Here is a 15,967-nt window from a genome sequence, read left to right as displayed (position 1 = left end):
TATACTTATCTGTATGAAAAAAAAGGCCCCAACAACGGGGGCCTTGCCTATTCACCGACAATGTCCTTCCAGCGGTCGCGCCAGGCAATGCCTTCGCGAATCCACTCCTCAACCTGCGCCTGCTTCTCCTCCGAGATGCCAATCAGGCAGGCGATCCGCGCGATTTCCTTCGTCTCCGACGGCGACAGCTTCCGGTCGATCAAAGCCATGTGATACAGCTTGCGCATCATCACGAGCTTCTCGCTTTGGCTCATGTCAACCAGATCCTCCACAATCGTCTCCGGGCGTTTCGGATAGTCGATGTCATCCATTAAAATTTGCCGTTCTTTCAAGGTAAAATGTTCCGAATTGACGATGTCATGAATGCGATCCACTTCTCTTGAACCTATATAACCGTCGGCATGCCCAACGCAAATCATCAAACGAATGGAGGCAAACAAAATATGTTTGTCCTTTTCTGTTCTCGTATACAACGTGCGGTTCCTCCTCCGAGCTTAAGTAACAAACGATAATATCTACATCTAATAATACGATGAAAGAGGAAAGCGGTTTCACACGATTATGTGACAAATTTATGCTACTCTCTCAAAAAAACGGACCGAAAGTCAATCCAGCCGTATGCGTCAAGGCTTACCCCCGACAATCGCGGGTGCGCGATCATCTCGATGCGGTTCGCGTACAGCGGAACAAACAGATGGCGGGCCTTCAGCCTGTCCATGATCGCGCGCACGACAGCCTGCCGCTCCTCTGTCGTTGTAGTTTGCCCCATCTGGCGAATCAGTTGCTCGACCTCCGCTTTTGTCCGCTCGTCCAGGTGGTGCGTAATGCTCAGCGCCTCTGCCCGCAAAAATTCAACGAGCGACAGCTCTGTGCGTTCATCCGCATTGGCGCTGTCCACGACCAGGTCGGCTGCCTGCAGCACGGCAGGTTGGGCCAGCTCTTCAGGCGACGCGTAGCGGATTTCGATGACGATGCCGTATTCCTTCGCCTTTTCCCTGATCCACTCGGCATCCTCCACGTGGTCCGCATCTGGGTAGGTGTACAGGGCAAGCTTCTCCCCGCGGTAGCCGCTGGCTGCAATCAAGCGCGCGGCCTCTTTGGCATCGGGCAGACGTGTATCCTGCTGCATCCGTTCTCCCCATACCTCAGCCTGCTCTCTTCCGCCTTGCAGCGCCGCTCTCAGCGCTGCGCCAGATAGCATGCTGGCGACCAAGGCGCGGAACGCATCGTCTGCGAGCGGCCCTTTTTTGGCTGCATTCAGGCTGACGTATTGAAAGCATTGCTCCTGGCGGACGACGTCTCTCCAGGAGGCATCTGCCAGCTCATAGGCCTGATGCGCTTTGTCCACGACCAGCATGCTCTCCTCGGTCAGCTCCGGCTGGCGCATCCCAGGGACGCACCAAAGTTCAATCCGGTCCAAAAACGGCCGCCCGGCAAAGTACGGCGCAAACGCTTCGAGCACGAGCATGGAGTCGTCATGGCGCACAACCCGAAACGGCCCTGTCCCTGCCGGAAGCCGGGCGAATTGCTCTCCCATCTGCTCGGCATAATCGCGCGGAACGATCGCCATCTGCTCTTTGCTCAGCGCTTGCAAAAACAGCTCATCCCGCTGCTTCAGCCTGATCGTCACCACATAGTCATCGCGGACGTCCACCGCCGCAATCGAGCGGGCAAGCCAGCGGTGCTTGAACGATTGCTGCATCAGGCGCAGCAGGGAAAAACGCACATCGTCAGCCGTCAGCGTGCGGCCATGATGAAACAGCACCCCTTTTCGCAAATAAAACGTCCAGCGCGTCCCGTCCTCATCCGCCTCCCAGTAAAAGGCGAGATGCGGCTCCACCCGCTTCGTTGCCGGATCGAAACGGACCAGCGTATCGAACAAATGCTTGACCAAATGCGTCTGCGAGCGCAGCAACACGTGGATCGGGTCCAGCCCTGCAAACGGTCGGTCGAAAAAAAGACGCAATGTATCCACTCGGCCACTACTACCCTTTTCCCGGGTAATCCGCGCTCCAAACTGGATATTCATCCAGCGAGAAAAATGTTGGGCAAAAGTCGGCCAAGCCTGCCCGTATTGCTCCAACAGCTCCTGCGAAGCGCGAATCTCGCCGGTTTGGACGAGCTCCTTGGCCACAGACAGCAGCAAGTCTGCCGGGTCGAGGACGAGCGTCAGCACCGAACGGTTCCCTCTCCCTCGTCCCGGCTGCCAGAGCAGCCAGCCGCGCGCCTGCATCTTTTTCAGGGTCAGCGTAGCGTTGCGCAACGTACAACACAAGATCGCCGCGACCTCTGCCAATGTAATGTCCAGCGGCCGACCAAACGCTTCCTTTGGCCTGGCCGCGCATAAACGAATGTACTGTTCAACAAGCTGCACGAGATTCACCACCGATTTCGCCAAAAAACATGAAAAAATGCTTCCCCTAATCCTACGCTTTTTCTCCTGACTGCGCCAGCTTACAATTCTCGAAAGAAACAAAGCCAAACCGAAAAAAACCGGAGAAAGGACACACACTTATGAATCTGTTACTCGCTTCCCTTGCCCGTTTTCTTGCTGCGTATCCGCCCTTGCTGTGGGTCCGCCTGTTCGGGGAAACGCTCACGTCCCTGTCCAGCACGATGATCGCTCCGTTTCTGGTCCTGTACTTGAGCGAAAACGTCAGCGGCTCCGTCACCGTGACCATGCTGGTGATTGGCTTGCAGCCCTTTTCCGAGATTGTTCTGACCTTGTTTGCAGGCGGGTTGACGGACCGGATTCGCCGCAAAACGATCATGCTTGCAGCGCTGCTCATCCAAGGCTTCGCCATGCTCGGAATGGCCTTTGCGGATTCTATCGCAGCTTTCGCGGTGCTGTACATCATCAATGGCGCTGGCCGCTCCCTGTTCATCCCGGCAAGCCGCGCCCATCTGGCCGACGCGATTTTGCCCGCGCAGATGGCGAGCGCCTTTGCGCTATTGAATACGTCCAGCAGCATCGGGGCGGCGATCGGCCCGCTCATCGGGGTCATTTTGTACCAGTACGATCCCGCCATGGCGTTTTTGCTCACCGCTATCTCGCTCTTGCTCTACGCGATTGCCGTCTGGTGGAAAATTCCGCAAACCCCGCTGCCTGACCTGCCTGCCCAAGCCGGAGAAAACGCCCGTAGCGGCAAGCGCGAAAGCTGGCAAGCGTATCGCCCGGCACTCGCAATCATGACGCTGTCGCTGCCGATCAGCCTGTTTTACGCGCAAACCGAGACGAATTTGCAGTTGCACCTGAAACATACACTGCCTGACTACTTGCACGCACTTGCGCTGCTCATTGCCGTCAAAGGCGTCCTGCTTATTTTGTTCGAATTTCTGCTGGTCAAATGGACCCAGCATCTGCCTGCCCGCCTGCTGATTACTGGCGCGTACGGCTGCTTCATGCTCGTCTCGCTTGGCTATGCCTACATCGACTACTTGCCGCTTTTGCTCGCCATGCAAGTGCTGCTCGTCATCGGCGAAAGCGTCGGCCTGACACAGCTTTTGGCTTTTGTCACACGCATTTCCCCGCCTTCCATGCGCGGACGGTACTTTGCCATCACCGGAACGCATTGGGACATTTCCCGCACGTTCGGTCCGTATCTCGGCAGCCTTGTTTTGCTGCACAATGGCGGTGCGCTTCTGTTCACCCTTGTCGCCGTCATTTTGGCGATTGGAGCGTGGGCGATGCACCACTATTTGCGCAGCAAAGAAAAAGCCCTCCCGCATGCGCAGGAAGGCTGATAAAAAGCGTCAGGTCAACAGGAAGCGGTCTTCGCTGAAGCTCTCGCCGCCACGGGCTGCTTCGAACGCGCGAAGCAAATCCTGCGGCTTCATCGTCCGCTTCTTCTCGTCCGGAATGTCGAGAATGATGCCGCCATCGTGCAGCATCAGCAGGCGGTTCCCCATGTTCAACGCTTGCTCCATATTGTGCGTGACCATGATCGTCGTCAGCTTGTGGCGCGCGACGATCTTGTCGGTCAGCTCCACGATGAGCTGCGCCCGCTTCGGGTCCAACGCCGCTGTATGCTCGTCCAGCAGCAAAATTTTCGGTTCCGTAAAAGTCGCCATTAACAGGCTGAGCGCCTGGCGCTGACCGCCGGAGAGAAATCCGACTTTTGTCTTCAAACGGTTTTCCAGCCCCTGGTCAAGCTGCTTGAGTTGCTCGCGGAACAGCTCGCGCTTGTGGTTGTTCACCCCGAAGCCGAGTGTGCGGCGGCGGCCGCGGCCGAGCGCAATCGCCAGGTTTTCTTCAATCGTCATGTTCGGCGCAGTACCCGCCATCGGGTCCTGGAACACCCGCCCGATCAGCTCGGCGCGCTGGTGCTCGCCGAGGCGCGTCACGTCCTTGCCGTCAATCGTGATCGTTCCGCTATCCGGGAACAGCCCGCCGGAGATCATGTTCATCATTGTCGATTTTCCGGCCCCGTTGCTGCCGATCACGGTGATGAACTCTCCGCGCTTGACGTGCAGGTTGACGTTGCGCAGGGCGATTTTTTCGTTCACCGTGCCTGCGTTGAACACTTTGTTGACGTTCGAAATTTTAAGCATGTCCGTTTCCTCCCCTTGCCGTGCGTACCGCTTGCTTTCTCCAGATGCCTTTGGCAACGGTCGGGACGGTCAGTGCCACGATCACGATCAAAGCGGTAATCAGCTTCATGTCCGACGGATTCAGCCCTGCTTGCAAAGCCAATGCGATCACCAGACGGTACACGATCGAGCCGAGAATGACGGCGAGCGTGACTCTGAAAATGGAGGAGCTGCCAAACAGCACTTCTCCGACAATAACAGAAGCAAGACCAATCACGATCATCCCGATCCCCATGCCGACGTCGGCAAAGCCCTGGTACTGGGCAACCCATGCGCCAGATACCGCTACCAGACCGTTGGACAGCGCCAGACCGATAATGGTCGTCGTATCGGTGTTGACACCGAAGCTGCGAATCATCTTCGGATTGTCGCCCGTCGCGCGCAGGTCGAGGCCAAGATCGGTGTGCAGGAACCAGTCGATTACCAGCTTGAGCAGCAAAATCCCGACGAGAAACACGACGGACACGCCTGTCAGCAAAGTGACTCCGTTTACTGTCAAATTCGGAATGCTCAAGTCTTTTACATAGGTGAACAACGTATCTTCACGAAGCAAAGGCAAGTTTGCCTTCCCCATGATCCGCAGGTTGATCGAATAAAGGGCGATCATCGTCAAAATCCCTGCCAGCAGTGCGTTGACCTTCCCTTTTGTATGCAAAACGCCGGTAAATGCCCCTGCCAGGCCTCCGACGACGAACGCCAAGAGGGTAGCCAGGTACGGGTTGGTTCCATCGATGATAAACTTGGCTGCGATCGCGCCGCCCAGGGCAAAGCTGCCATCTACCGTCAAGTCAGGTACGTTCAGAATGCGAAAGGTCAAATACACGCCCAGAGCTAAAATTCCAAATAGCAAGCCCTGCTCGATGGCTCCCATTATTGCCAAATTCATAGAAGAAATCCTCCTGTTGCTGCGTTTATTACTCGATCACTTCGCCTGCGCGGTCGAGCATGGATTGCGGAATGGTCACTCCCATTTTCTCCGCTGCTTTTTTGTTCAAGACGAGTTTCATGTCTGCTTGCATCTCAACCGCCATGTCAGCCGGCTTCGCTTCGCCCTTCAAAATTTTCACGGCCATGTCCGCAGTTTGCTCGCCCAATTTGGTGTAGTCGATGCCGTAAGTGGCAATCGCCCCGCTCTTCACGGAGTTTTCCTCGCCTGCGATCACCGGAATTTTTTGCGCTTCCGCTACGCCCAGTACAGCCGCGATGGACGATACGACCATGTTGTCGGTCGGCACGTAGAACGCATCGACTTTGCCTACCATCGACTCGGCCGCTTGCTTCACTTCTGTCGCGCTCGTGATTGCCGCTTCCTGGATGGTCAGGCCGAGCTTGTCCGCAACCGCTTTGGCTGCGTCTACCTGTACCTTGGAGTTTACTTCACCCGAGCTGTAGATGACGCCTACCGACTTCGCGTCCGCTTTCAGCTCTTTTACCAGCTTGAGCTGCTCTTCGACCGGGTTCATGTCGGAAGTACCTGTCACGTTCGCGCCTGGCTGCTCCATTGATTTTACCAGACCAGCCTCGACCGGGTCAGTAACTGCCGTAAACAAAATCGGAATTTCTTTGCTCGTCTGCGCTGCTGCCTGCGCGGTTGGAGTGGCGATCGCCAGCACGAGGTCTACTTTGTCCGCCTCGAATTTTTGCGCGATGGAAATCGCTGTGTCCATGCTCGCCTGCGCCGATTTCACGTCAATTTTCACTTGCTTGCCGTCTTCGTAGCCGTTTTTCGCAAGCTGCGCCACAAATCCTTCACGCGCTGCATCCAAGGCAGGGTGCTCTACGAATTGGGAAATGCCAATCGTAAACTGCTTGTTCTCAGCAGAAGGCGCCGGCTGATTCGCAGCAGGGGTTTCCTGCCCGTTGTTCGCCGGAGTAGCGCTTTGCTGTCCACATGCGGTAACAGACAAAAGCAGCAAAGGAAATAAAATACTCTGAATTTTTCTGATAGTCTTTTTTTGTTTAACCATGCGATAAATACCCCCTTGAAAAATTTTTACTAATTTTAACACGGATAAAACAGTTTTAAAAGAATAAAAAGAGAGCTTGACGCTCTCTTTTTACTTGATGATTTCTTTCGCCTGCTGTTTGAGTGCCTCAGAAATCGTGAGACCAAACTTCCCGGCAGCCGTTTCATTGATGTACAGGTCGGCCTGCTTTGAAATTTCGACTGGAGTGTCGGCGACCGCTTGTCCTTTCAGGACGCGGGCAGCCATCTCTCCTGTTTGTTTGCCAATCAGGTAGTAATCGATTCCGTACGTGGCGACTGCGCCGCGCTTGACGGTGTCGGTGTCAGAAGCGAAGACAGGAATCTTGTTCGCTTCCGCTGCTCCCAGTACGGCCTCAAACGAAGACACGACGGTGTTGTCAATCGGAATGAACATGGCGTCTGCTTTTCCAGCAAGTCCCTGAGCTGCCAGTTGCACCTCGGAGAGCTGGGAAATGCCCGCCTTGACGATTTCTACGCCTTCTTTGCTCGCTGCTTCTTCCAGTTCTTTTACCTGAACCTCCGAATTTACTTCAGAGGTGGTGTAGATGACGCCCAGCTTTTTCAACTGTGGCAGGAAGGTTTTGACCAGCTTCAATTGCTGTTCCATGGATACTTTGTCGCTCGTACCGGTCACGTTTTTGTCCGGTTTTTCCAGACTGCTGACCAGTTGAGCCGAGATCGGGTCTGTTACGGAACTGAACACAACAGGTTTGTCGGCAATCGCCTTGGCTGCAGCCTGAGCGGACGGGGTAGCGATCGCTACGACCAAATCCTTTTTGTCTCCGGCGTACTTTTGCGCAATTGATACCGTGTTGTTCATATCGCCATGGGCGTTCTGGTAGTCAACCTCCAGATTTTTGCCCTCTTCGTAGCCGGATTCCTTCAAGCCATCCAAAATTCCTTGATGAATCGCATCCAGTGCCGGATGCTCTACGAATTGCGTCAGGCCAATTTTCACGGTTTGCTCCTGGCCGGAATTAGCCGTGGTAGCCTCGCTTTGTCCACCTGTTTGATTTCCACATGCTGCCAAAGAAAAGGCCAGCAATGTGGTCAGTACCATACTGACTGCTCGTCTCATCTGTACTTCCTCCTCTAAGCTCTGCTCTCTTAGCCACTGACCACCCTCCGGCGGCCGGGCCTTTTTGCATTTGTGCAACTTGTGTCCCATTATAGCATATTATTGCGTCCTGAAAAGCTTTTTTCATCAATCTTTCGTACCGATTTCTTCCTCGACGTTCGCCAGTTTTTTGACAAAAACTCTGGTAATCCGGTAATGATCGACTTCCCCGACCACGAACTCGTACTTGCCTTCGCGCACCCGGTCGCCCACGCGCGGCGGGTGGTCAATCTGCATGTAAATCCAGCCGGCAAGCGTATCCACCTCGCTTGATTCCAGATCAATGTCCAGGTAGTCGCCCACTTCCTCCAGGAGCATCCGACCGTCGAGCGACAAAATCCCGTCGTTTTTCTCGACTTCCGGGCGCTCATCGTCAAACTCGTCCTGGATGTCTCCGACGATTTCTTCCATAATATCTTCAAGCGTGACCAGCCCCGCTGTCCCGCCGTACTCGTCAATGATGATCGCCAGTTGTCCCCGCTGTTTTTGCAGCATCGTCAAAAGACGGCTGATCGAGATCGTCTCGGGCACAGTCAGGATCGGGCGCATCAGCGTCTGCAAATCTTTGTGCTCGCCCTCCAACAGACCCGTCAGCAAATCTTTGATGTGCAAGCTCCCCACGACGTGATCCTTGTCACCGTCCACGACCGGATAGCGGGTAAAACGGCCGTTTTGCACCAGCCGGACGTTTTCCTCGAACGGATCGCGCAAGTTCAGCACCACCATGTCTGTGCGCGGAACCATGATTTCTCGGGCCATCGTCTCGGAAAAGTCGAAGATGTTGTCGACGAGCATCAGCTCGGTTTGGTCGATCAGCCCGCTTTTGTGGCTTTCGTTGACGAGAATGCGGATTTCTTCTTCGGTATGCGCTTCCTGATGCGGCTCCATCGAAATGTGAAACAGCGCGAGAAAGCGGCTGGCCGACCAGTTCAAGAGCGCAATGAACGGATACATGATTTTGTGAAACAGTTGAATCGGCCGGGCCACAGCCAGCACGACCATTTCCGTGCGCTGGATCGCCAACGTTTTCGGTGCCAGCTCCCCCAGTACAATGTGCAGAAAGGTAATGACCGAAAACGCGATAATAAAGGAAATGCTGCTCACCAGCGTCTCGTTGAGCTGAAAATAGCGAAAAACGGGATGCAGCAGATGAGCCACCGCAGGCTCGCCCAGCCAGCCAAGCCCGAGAGACGCCAGCGTGATGCCAAGCTGGCACGCAGACAAATAAGCGTCCAAATTTTGGATGACCTGCTCGACGTTTACGGCGCGCTTGTTCCCTTCCGCCACCAGTTGGGCAATCCTCGATTCCCTCACTTTTACGACGGCAAATTCGGTTGCGACAAAGAACCCGTTGAGGAAAACGAGGATCAAGACCAATCCCAAGTTGAACAAGCTTCCCCACGTTCCCATGCTCCTCGCCTTCCTTTCCGACCATGCTTCGGGATATTGTTTCCCATCCAACCGTAAATGTTACCTGTTCGTTTTTCTTTCTTTTCCGGATTGTGATACCATAGTGCTGATTCATATGCCGTTTGTAACGAGGTGAATCTCTTGTCTTATCGTCCAGACTTGCCGATGATCGTGCAAAGCGATCGCACTATTTTATTGGAAACGCAGCATCCGCAGTTTGCCGAAGCCAGACAGGCCATCAGCGGGTTTTGCGAACTGCTGAAAAGCCCGGAGTACATCCATACGTACCGGATGACGCCGCTGTCGCTCTGGAATGCGGCCGCGAGCGGGATGCAGCCGCACGAGGTGACAGGCATCCTCGGCGCGTACAGCAAATACGGCGTGCCGCCAACCATCGTCAAGGAAATCGACGAAACGATGCGCAAATACGGTCTGATCCGGCTCGAACGCCGCGGGGACAACCTCGTTTTACATAGCGACGATCCGCTCGTTCTCACGGAGCTTGCCGCATACAAGTCGATCGCGGCCCTGCTCGAAGACGGCTACGTGCTCAAAAGCTACGCGCGCGGCCTCATCAAGCAGGAGCTGATCCGGTTGGGGCTGCCTGTCCAGGATTTGGCGGGCTATTCGCAAGGCGAGTCGTGCCCGGTCAGCTTGCGGGCGAACAGCGCTGCGGGAAAGCCGTTTGCCTTGCGCCCGTACCAGCAGGAAGCGGTAGACGCCTTTTACCGCGGCGGCTCCGCTCTAGGCGGAAGCGGCGTGCTCGTGCTGCCCTGTGGAGCCGGGAAGACCGTCATTGGCATTGGCGCGATTTCCCAGTTGCAGACTGCTACGCTTATTTTGACGACGAATACGACTTCCGTGCGGCAATGGATCGCCGAGCTGCTGGACAAAACCGATCTTGATCCCGAGCTTGTCGGCGAATACACCGGCGATCACAAGGAAGTAAAGCCGATAACTGTGGCAACTTATCAAATTCTCACATACCGCCCCACCTCTCTGGATGAATTTCCTCATATGAAACTCTTTTCAGAGCGTGACTGGGGGCTTATTATTTACGATGAGGTGCATTTATTGCCTGCACCTGTTTTTCGTGTTACTTCCGGGATTCAGGCGACACGCCGACTGGGCTTGACGGCTACGCTCGTCAGGGAAGACGGCCGGGAAGAAGACGTCTTTACGCTGATCGGGCCGAAAAAGTACGAGGTTCCTTGGAAAGCGATGGAGGATGCGGGCTGGATTGCGGAAGCGCGCTGCCGGGAAATCCGGCTGCCTTTTGAGCCGAAGTGGCGGGAAGCGTATGCGCATGCGACGGCACGGCAAAAGTTCCGGATCGCCGCCGAAAACCCGAAAAAGCTGGACGTTGTCAAAAAGCTGCTGGAGCGCCACGAAGGCGACCGGGTGCTGATTATCGGCCAGTACGTCGACCAACTGGAACAGATGGCGACTGCCCTGCAACTGCCGCTGATTACGGGCAAAGTGCCGGAAAAAGAGCGCGAGACGCTGTATCAACAATTTAAAAAAGGGGAAATCACACGCCTGATCGTCTCCAAGGTGGCCAATTTCGCCGTTGATTTGCCGGACGCCAATGTGGCGATTCAAATCTCGGGCACGTTTGGCTCCCGCCAGGAAGAAGCGCAGCGACTGGGACGAATCTTGCGACCAAAAACCGAAAATAACACCGCTCACTTTTATACGCTGGTGACACGCGATACGAGAGAGCAGGAGTTTTCGCTCCACCGTCAGCTTTTTCTCGTCGAGCAAGGCTATCCATACGAAATTATAGAAAACGAGATGCTGGTCTGAAACGTTTCGGAAAAAGCCAGCGTCACATAGAGGGAAGGGAGGCCGGAGATTCAATGCAATCCGACGCCGAAATCATTCAGCGGATTCTTCAGGGCGACATCGAAGGGTATCGCGACCTCATCCAGCGATATCAGCATATGATCTACGTATTCATCTACAAAATGGTGAACAATCGCGCTGATGCGGAGGATCTGACTCAGGAAGTGTTCGTGAAGGCGTATGAGAAGCTGTCCACGTTCCGAGGCGACTCTCAGTTTTCATCCTGGTTACATACGCTTGCTCGCAACAAGAGCATTGACTTTTTACGCAGACGAAAGTTTCACGACTCCGACGAGCAGTTGGCGTATGTGCCGTCCAATACGCGGGACGAGTCTCCGCAAGAATCGCTCATGAACAAGGAGCAGCGCAGGGAAATCGAGGAGGCATTCGCCTTGCTGTCGGATTCCTACCGGGAAGTGATCGTCCTTCGCTGCACGCATGAATATCCGTTCGAAAAAATTGCTACTCTTCTCGGCATCGCCGAGTCTACAGCACGCGTCCGTTACTTGCGCGCTCGCCAAGAACTCGCAAAATTGTTATCACGCAAGGAAGGGGGGCTCGTACATGAACTGCCAGGCATTTAGAAAAGCATGGCTAGATGACACGGATAGCGATATTTTTTCCCATATAGAGACCTGTGAGGACTGTATCGCATGGATCGAAACACAAATGACAACCGAAGAGGAGGTGCAGTTCTTGAAAGAGGTTCCACCGCCTCAAGCGAACCTGGAAGAGAGGATCATGCAGGCCATCTACCAGAACGCCGGACAAGGTGTGCCCCCTCACGCCGCAACCGTCGCTGTGCTTCCACAGCAAGCGGCAGCACCTATGCCCAGCAAGCGTCGGACCAAAGGCTTCCCTTCATTCGCCTGGGTCAGCGCAGCGGCAGTCCTTTTGGCAGTGGGCTTCATCAGCTACCAGCAGCTCCAAGACGGTCAATTCCAGACAGCGTCACAACAGCCCGCAGCAAACCAGGCAGGCGCTGGCACCCAGATCGCGACGCATGCCACCGAAGCGATGCAAATGCAGGACGCTGCTCCGGCATCCTCGCCTGCCTCTGCCCAATCGGCGGCAAATGCCTATGCTAGCAGCGAGCAACCGCTGGCAAAGCAAAACGAGGCAACAGCCAAAGCGTCTCAGCCTGCTTCCCCGGCTACACCAAACGCCGCTTCGCCATCGGCCAGCCATGAGCTTGCGCTAAATACGCAGGAACCCAAAACAGCAGCACCCCAGACGCAAGCGCCGCAAGCCGAGGGAGAGGCGTCCATAGCTTCCCGCAGCGTTCCGACAGGTTCAGAGGAACAAGGCGCAAACGCCAAGGCAGCCCTGGCAAAAGAGGCAAACGGAGCCGAGAACAACCTGGTCGCCGGGAAAAAAGCCAGAGCCGCCGCAGAAGACCAGCAAGCCTATGGGATTACTGCCATGGGCGAACCGGAAGCCAAACAAGCGAAACAAGCGGAAAGCAGTGACAGCGGCCTTATAGGGCCGACGCTGGCTATGACAGCCAAGCAGCCGATCACGCTGTCGACCTTCTCGGACACGGATACAGCCGTCCAGGCATCGGATATGCCTGTTCCCGTGCTTGCGCAAAACGCGAACAGCTTTTCCTTGAGTACGATCTCTGTCCAGTACGAATCGGAGACGAGCCAAAAGGTCACGCGCCTCTCAGCGGATTACAAGCGCAACGACGACTGGATTCGCATCGAGGTAGTTCGCAATGCGAAAGGCAAACGCAGCCTGTCGATCCCCGGCACGTTCTCCGCTACCCAGCTCTTTGCCGTAAACGGCGAGCAGGCCATCGCCGTCTCGTTTGACAATCCGGACAAGAAAAGCTCTGTCGCCGAGCACGCCGTTCATTTCAACGCCCAGTCCAATAACCAGTCGCTCTACGTAGTAGTAACCGCCCACGGCATTTCCTTGGACGAATTGATCGAAACTTCCAAGCAGATGACCTGGAAGCCTTAGCCGCAACCGGAAGACGCGTTTCTGGCAGACACGACCTGTCGCATCAGGTGCGTGTCTTTTTTGTTGGCTCGCGCGCGGATTTTGCCCCCATGCGGCATCTAGAAATTCGCCTCGCCCCGCCAGCAACGGCTGAATCGTGACGACTTTTTTTCGCAAAAAAATACGCCGTCTTTTGCCCTGCATCGCAAAAAGACGGCGTTTCTTCTTTATAAGCTAGTGAGTCTGGTTTTTCGCCTGGTTCCACTGCTTGATTTGCTCGATAATTTCCCGGATTTGATTGCGCGCAGCCTGGTGCTCCGGCTCGCTACCCCAATGCTGGATGAGCGGCGGCATCGCTTTTGCCATCGTGGTGTACAGGCACCATACTTTTACCATCTCGACGCGCTCCGGCGTCGCTTCACCCGTCAACAGCTCGGTAAACTTGTGCAGCAGTTCATCCAGTTCGGGCACCAGCGCTTCTTTTTTCTCACTCATGGATCATCCCCCGCTTTCCTTTCCTTTTTCATTTCTTGGAACATTGTATGCAAGATTTCTGCCCGGCAAAAGGGAGATTTTTCAGCCCATCGGTTTTGGTGTCAAGAACTGGAGCAGACCGTAGGCGACTGCTGCCGTAAGGATGACGCTCCAGATCACGATGCCAATCGACATCCACCACATCAGTTTGCCTGTCGGTGCGCCGAGCGAAATGCCGATCGCAGCCCCAAGCGGAGCGCCTGTCAACAGCGGAGAAGCCAATCCGAGGCCGATTACGCCGTACTTCTCCCAGATGCGGCCCATCCGGCTCTGGCGCCCTGCTTTTTTCTCCACGCGCTTCATCAGCCAGCTTCTGAGCGAACCGCCCAAATAGATGACAATCCCGGCGCTGGCAATCGCGCCAAGGGCACTGAATATCCCGGTAAGCAACGGAGGCAGTTGCAGCATGAAGCCAATCGGAATCGCTCCCCACAGTTCAAGCATACTCGTCAGTGCAACCGTCCCGCATTTCCATAACATGTCCATAATCTCACGCCAATCTCCTCTCGGTGCCATTCTTGGTCCTTCCATGAAATACGAATGAAACGGAAAAAGGTAGCGTTTTTTTCCAGATCAGGAAGTTACGTCTCTGCGAGTAAAGACGGTGTATGCTACAATCAGCGCCGCGACTGCCCAGATCGTCAGTACAGCCAACGAGAACGGCAGCGTCATTCCTTTGATCGGAGGCAGCGTGCCATTGAGGTAGTCGGTGAGCTGCAGGTTGACGACAAACAAGTATTTGGACGACTCCCACGACGAAGCCATCTGCGTCAGGATCGTCCCGCTGATGAGCGCCGCCATCATGATGCCCATGCCTGCGGCGGCGCTGCGAATGAGGACGGAGACCATGAACGTAACGGTTCCGACGACGATGCAAACAAACCAGCCGAGCCCATACTGCATGAGCAGAAATTGCCACTGCGGCAGCATGAACGCTCCCGACGTCACAAGCTCCCCGCCTGTCACCTCGAAGCCTGTGAGAATCGGCAAATCCCAGCCGGAATAGCCAAACACGACACCCGACAGCAAATAGGCCAAGATGAGCGTCATCAGTACCGTAAGCGAGGTGAACAGCAACAGCGTGATGTACTTGCTGGTCAGCACCTTCCAGCGCCGCACGGGTCTGGTCAAAAGCAGCTTGATCGTCCCTTCACTAAACTCGGCCGACACGATATCGACCGCCAGCACGACGATAATCATCGGCAAAAACATGGAGATCGCCTGATCCATGAAGCCGCGGGCAAATGTCGGGCCTCCGGGCGCCATCGGATTGATATTGTGGTCGAGGTAATACTGCTGCTGCTGAATCCGGATTTTGATAAAATCGCGCCATTCTTCCGGAAGACGGCTGGACGCGAGCCGGTTTTGCATGTCGACGATCTGCTGAGTCAAGAGCGGCCGCCAGTCCGTCGTGCCCATCCGCTCCTGAGCCGTCACGACCGAGCGGTACTGGGCGTATGTAAAAATCGGGATCAGAATGGCCAGGATGAGCACGACCACGAGAAAGCGGCGGCGGCGCAGCAATTTGACGGTTTCGTTTTGGACGAGGCCCAGCATGCTTTGATTCATTTCTCTCCCCCTCCCCCTGTCAGCGTCAGGAACAAGTCTTCCAGCGTCACGGTTTTCGTGGCAATCCCGACCACCGGGACTCCCGCCTGCACCAGCTTCTGGTTGACTTCGCCTACCCGCTCCATATCCATCCGCGTCTTCACGCTTTCCTCCCCGACCGCCAAAATATCCGTCACGGCGTTGTGCCCGCGCAATACATCCAGCGCTTTTGGCAGGTGGGCGTGCGGGATCGTCCATTCCACCTGGTCGGCAAACTGCTCCATCAACTCGCGCACCAGTCCGACCGAAATGACTTTTCCCTGGTTGATAATCGCCACCCGGTCGCACATCATCTCGATCTCGCTGAGCAGGTGGCTGGAAATGAAGACCGCAAGCCCCTCCTCCTCGGCCAGACGGCGAATGAACTGGCGCAGCTCGCGAATCCCTGCCGGGTCAAGCCCGTTTGTCGGTTCGTCGAGAATCAAGATTTTCGGCCGGTGCAGCAGCGCTTGCGCGATCCCCAGCCGCTGCCGCATCCCGAGCGAATACGTTTTGACTTTGTCGTCAATCGCCCGTTCCAGGTCGACGAAGCGGACGATTTCTTCGATCCGCTCCTGCGTAATCCCTCCGCTCATGCGGGCAAACTGCTCCAGGTTTTCCCTGCCTGTCAAAAATTTGTACAGCTCGGGATTTTCCACGATGCAGCCGACTTGCGCAATCGCCTCCGGGAAGTTCTCCGAGAGCGATATCCCGCCGATGCGGATATCTCCCCCGTCTGCTTTAGCCAGACCGACCAGCATGCGAATAGTCGTCGTCTTGCCCGCGCCGTTCGGCCCCAAAAAGCCAAACACTTCGCCAGCGAGCACGTCGAATGTAATATCGTGAATAATCTGCTTTTTGCCGATCGTTTTTTGCAATCGCGATACTGCGAGGACTGTGTCGCCCAAGGTGCGCCCTCCTGTCTTTGTTCCGCTTCCCGCAACTGACGGCAG

The 15,967-nt window shown here is 55.5% G+C and carries 15 protein-coding genes; 4 read left to right on the top strand and 11 right to left on the bottom strand.

Annotated features, from left to right (window positions below):
- Positions 1-47: 47 nt before the first annotated feature.
- Both AC27IT_RS22800 and AC27IT_RS22795 read right to left on the bottom strand, forming a co-directional pair.
- Positions 48-473 carry a tellurite resistance TerB family protein gene (locus AC27IT_RS22800; protein WP_005828922.1) on the bottom strand — a complete coding sequence of 142 codons (426 nt, stop codon included), beginning with the start codon at positions 471-473 and terminating at the stop codon, positions 48-50.
- 104 nt (positions 474-577) lie between these two features.
- Entirely contained in the window at positions 578-2,374 is a 1,797-nt protein-coding gene (locus AC27IT_RS22795) for an ABC transporter substrate-binding protein (RefSeq protein WP_487092115.1), read from the bottom strand.
- 140 nt (positions 2,375-2,514) lie between these two features.
- Here AC27IT_RS22795 and AC27IT_RS22790 point away from each other — a divergent pair, with 140 nt between their 5' ends.
- Positions 2,515-3,744 carry an MDR family MFS transporter gene (locus AC27IT_RS22790; RefSeq protein WP_005828924.1) on the top strand — a complete coding sequence of 410 codons (1,230 nt, stop codon included), beginning with the start codon at positions 2,515-2,517 and terminating at the stop codon, positions 3,742-3,744.
- A 9-nt stretch (positions 3,745-3,753) separates the two neighbouring features.
- Here AC27IT_RS22790 and AC27IT_RS22785 read toward each other — a convergent pair whose 3' ends face one another.
- The 5 genes from AC27IT_RS22785 to AC27IT_RS22765 all read right to left on the bottom strand — a co-directional run bounded on the left by AC27IT_RS22785 (position 3,754) and on the right by AC27IT_RS22765 (position 9,104).
- Complete coding sequence (locus tag AC27IT_RS22785) at positions 3,754-4,551, bottom strand: ABC transporter ATP-binding protein (RefSeq protein WP_005828925.1); 798 nt, start codon at positions 4,549-4,551, stop codon at positions 3,754-3,756.
- The gene (locus AC27IT_RS22780; RefSeq protein WP_026557500.1) at positions 4,544-5,476 is read right to left on the bottom strand and encodes an ABC transporter permease; all 933 of its coding nucleotides are present in this window, start codon (positions 5,474-5,476) and stop codon (positions 4,544-4,546) included. The genes AC27IT_RS22785 and AC27IT_RS22780 overlap by 8 nt, the downstream gene beginning before the upstream one ends.
- A gap of 28 nt (positions 5,477-5,504) precedes the next feature.
- On the bottom strand, positions 5,505-6,557 hold the full coding sequence (locus AC27IT_RS22775; RefSeq protein ID WP_005828927.1) for an ABC transporter substrate-binding protein: 1,053 nt from the start codon (positions 6,555-6,557) through the stop codon (positions 5,505-5,507).
- A 90-nt stretch (positions 6,558-6,647) separates the two neighbouring features.
- Positions 6,648-7,655 (bottom strand): ABC transporter substrate-binding protein, encoded by a 1,008-nt coding sequence (locus tag AC27IT_RS22770; protein ID WP_005828928.1) that lies wholly within the window; start codon positions 7,653-7,655, stop codon positions 6,648-6,650.
- A gap of 126 nt (positions 7,656-7,781) precedes the next feature.
- Complete coding sequence (locus AC27IT_RS22765) at positions 7,782-9,104, bottom strand: hemolysin family protein (RefSeq protein WP_007784581.1); 1,323 nt, start codon at positions 9,102-9,104, stop codon at positions 7,782-7,784.
- 141 nt (positions 9,105-9,245) lie between these two features.
- Between AC27IT_RS22765 and AC27IT_RS22760 the strand changes: the two genes are divergently transcribed.
- The 3 genes from AC27IT_RS22760 (at position 9,246) to AC27IT_RS22750 (ending at position 12,914) form a co-directional block, all read left to right on the top strand.
- Positions 9,246-10,910, top strand: coding sequence for a DNA repair helicase XPB (locus AC27IT_RS22760; RefSeq protein WP_487092112.1), 1,665 nt, complete (start codon positions 9,246-9,248; stop codon positions 10,908-10,910).
- 53 nt (positions 10,911-10,963) lie between these two features.
- Positions 10,964-11,533 (top strand): RNA polymerase sigma factor, encoded by a 570-nt coding sequence (locus AC27IT_RS22755; RefSeq protein ID WP_005828931.1) that lies wholly within the window; start codon positions 10,964-10,966, stop codon positions 11,531-11,533.
- 103 nt (positions 11,534-11,636) lie between these two features.
- A complete protein-coding gene (locus AC27IT_RS22750) occupies positions 11,637-12,914 on the top strand; it encodes a hypothetical protein (protein WP_340673181.1) in 1,278 nt (425 codons plus the stop codon).
- Positions 12,915-13,127: 213 nt separating this feature from the next.
- Here the strand turns inward: AC27IT_RS22750 and AC27IT_RS22745 are convergent, their stop codons facing one another.
- The 4 genes from AC27IT_RS22745 to AC27IT_RS22730 all read right to left on the bottom strand — a co-directional run bounded on the left by AC27IT_RS22745 (position 13,128) and on the right by AC27IT_RS22730 (position 15,922).
- Entirely contained in the window at positions 13,128-13,388 is a 261-nt protein-coding gene (locus tag AC27IT_RS22745) for a DUF2573 family protein (RefSeq protein ID WP_005828933.1), read from the bottom strand.
- 81 nt (positions 13,389-13,469) lie between these two features.
- On the bottom strand, positions 13,470-13,913 hold the full coding sequence (locus AC27IT_RS22740; RefSeq protein WP_005828934.1) for a small multi-drug export protein: 444 nt from the start codon (positions 13,911-13,913) through the stop codon (positions 13,470-13,472).
- Positions 13,914-14,000: 87 nt separating this feature from the next.
- Entirely contained in the window at positions 14,001-14,996 is a 996-nt protein-coding gene (locus AC27IT_RS22735; protein WP_007784592.1) for an ABC transporter permease subunit, read from the bottom strand.
- Entirely contained in the window at positions 14,993-15,922 is a 930-nt protein-coding gene (locus AC27IT_RS22730; protein ID WP_283858003.1) for an ABC transporter ATP-binding protein, read from the bottom strand. Before AC27IT_RS22730 ends, AC27IT_RS22735 begins: the two co-directional genes overlap by 4 nt.
- Positions 15,923-15,967: the final 45 nt, after the last annotated feature.

The organism is Brevibacillus sp. YAE8 (assembly GCF_057543335.1).
Note: the sequence above shows the minus strand (reverse complement) of the source record. Positions and strands in the feature narration are given on the sequence as shown.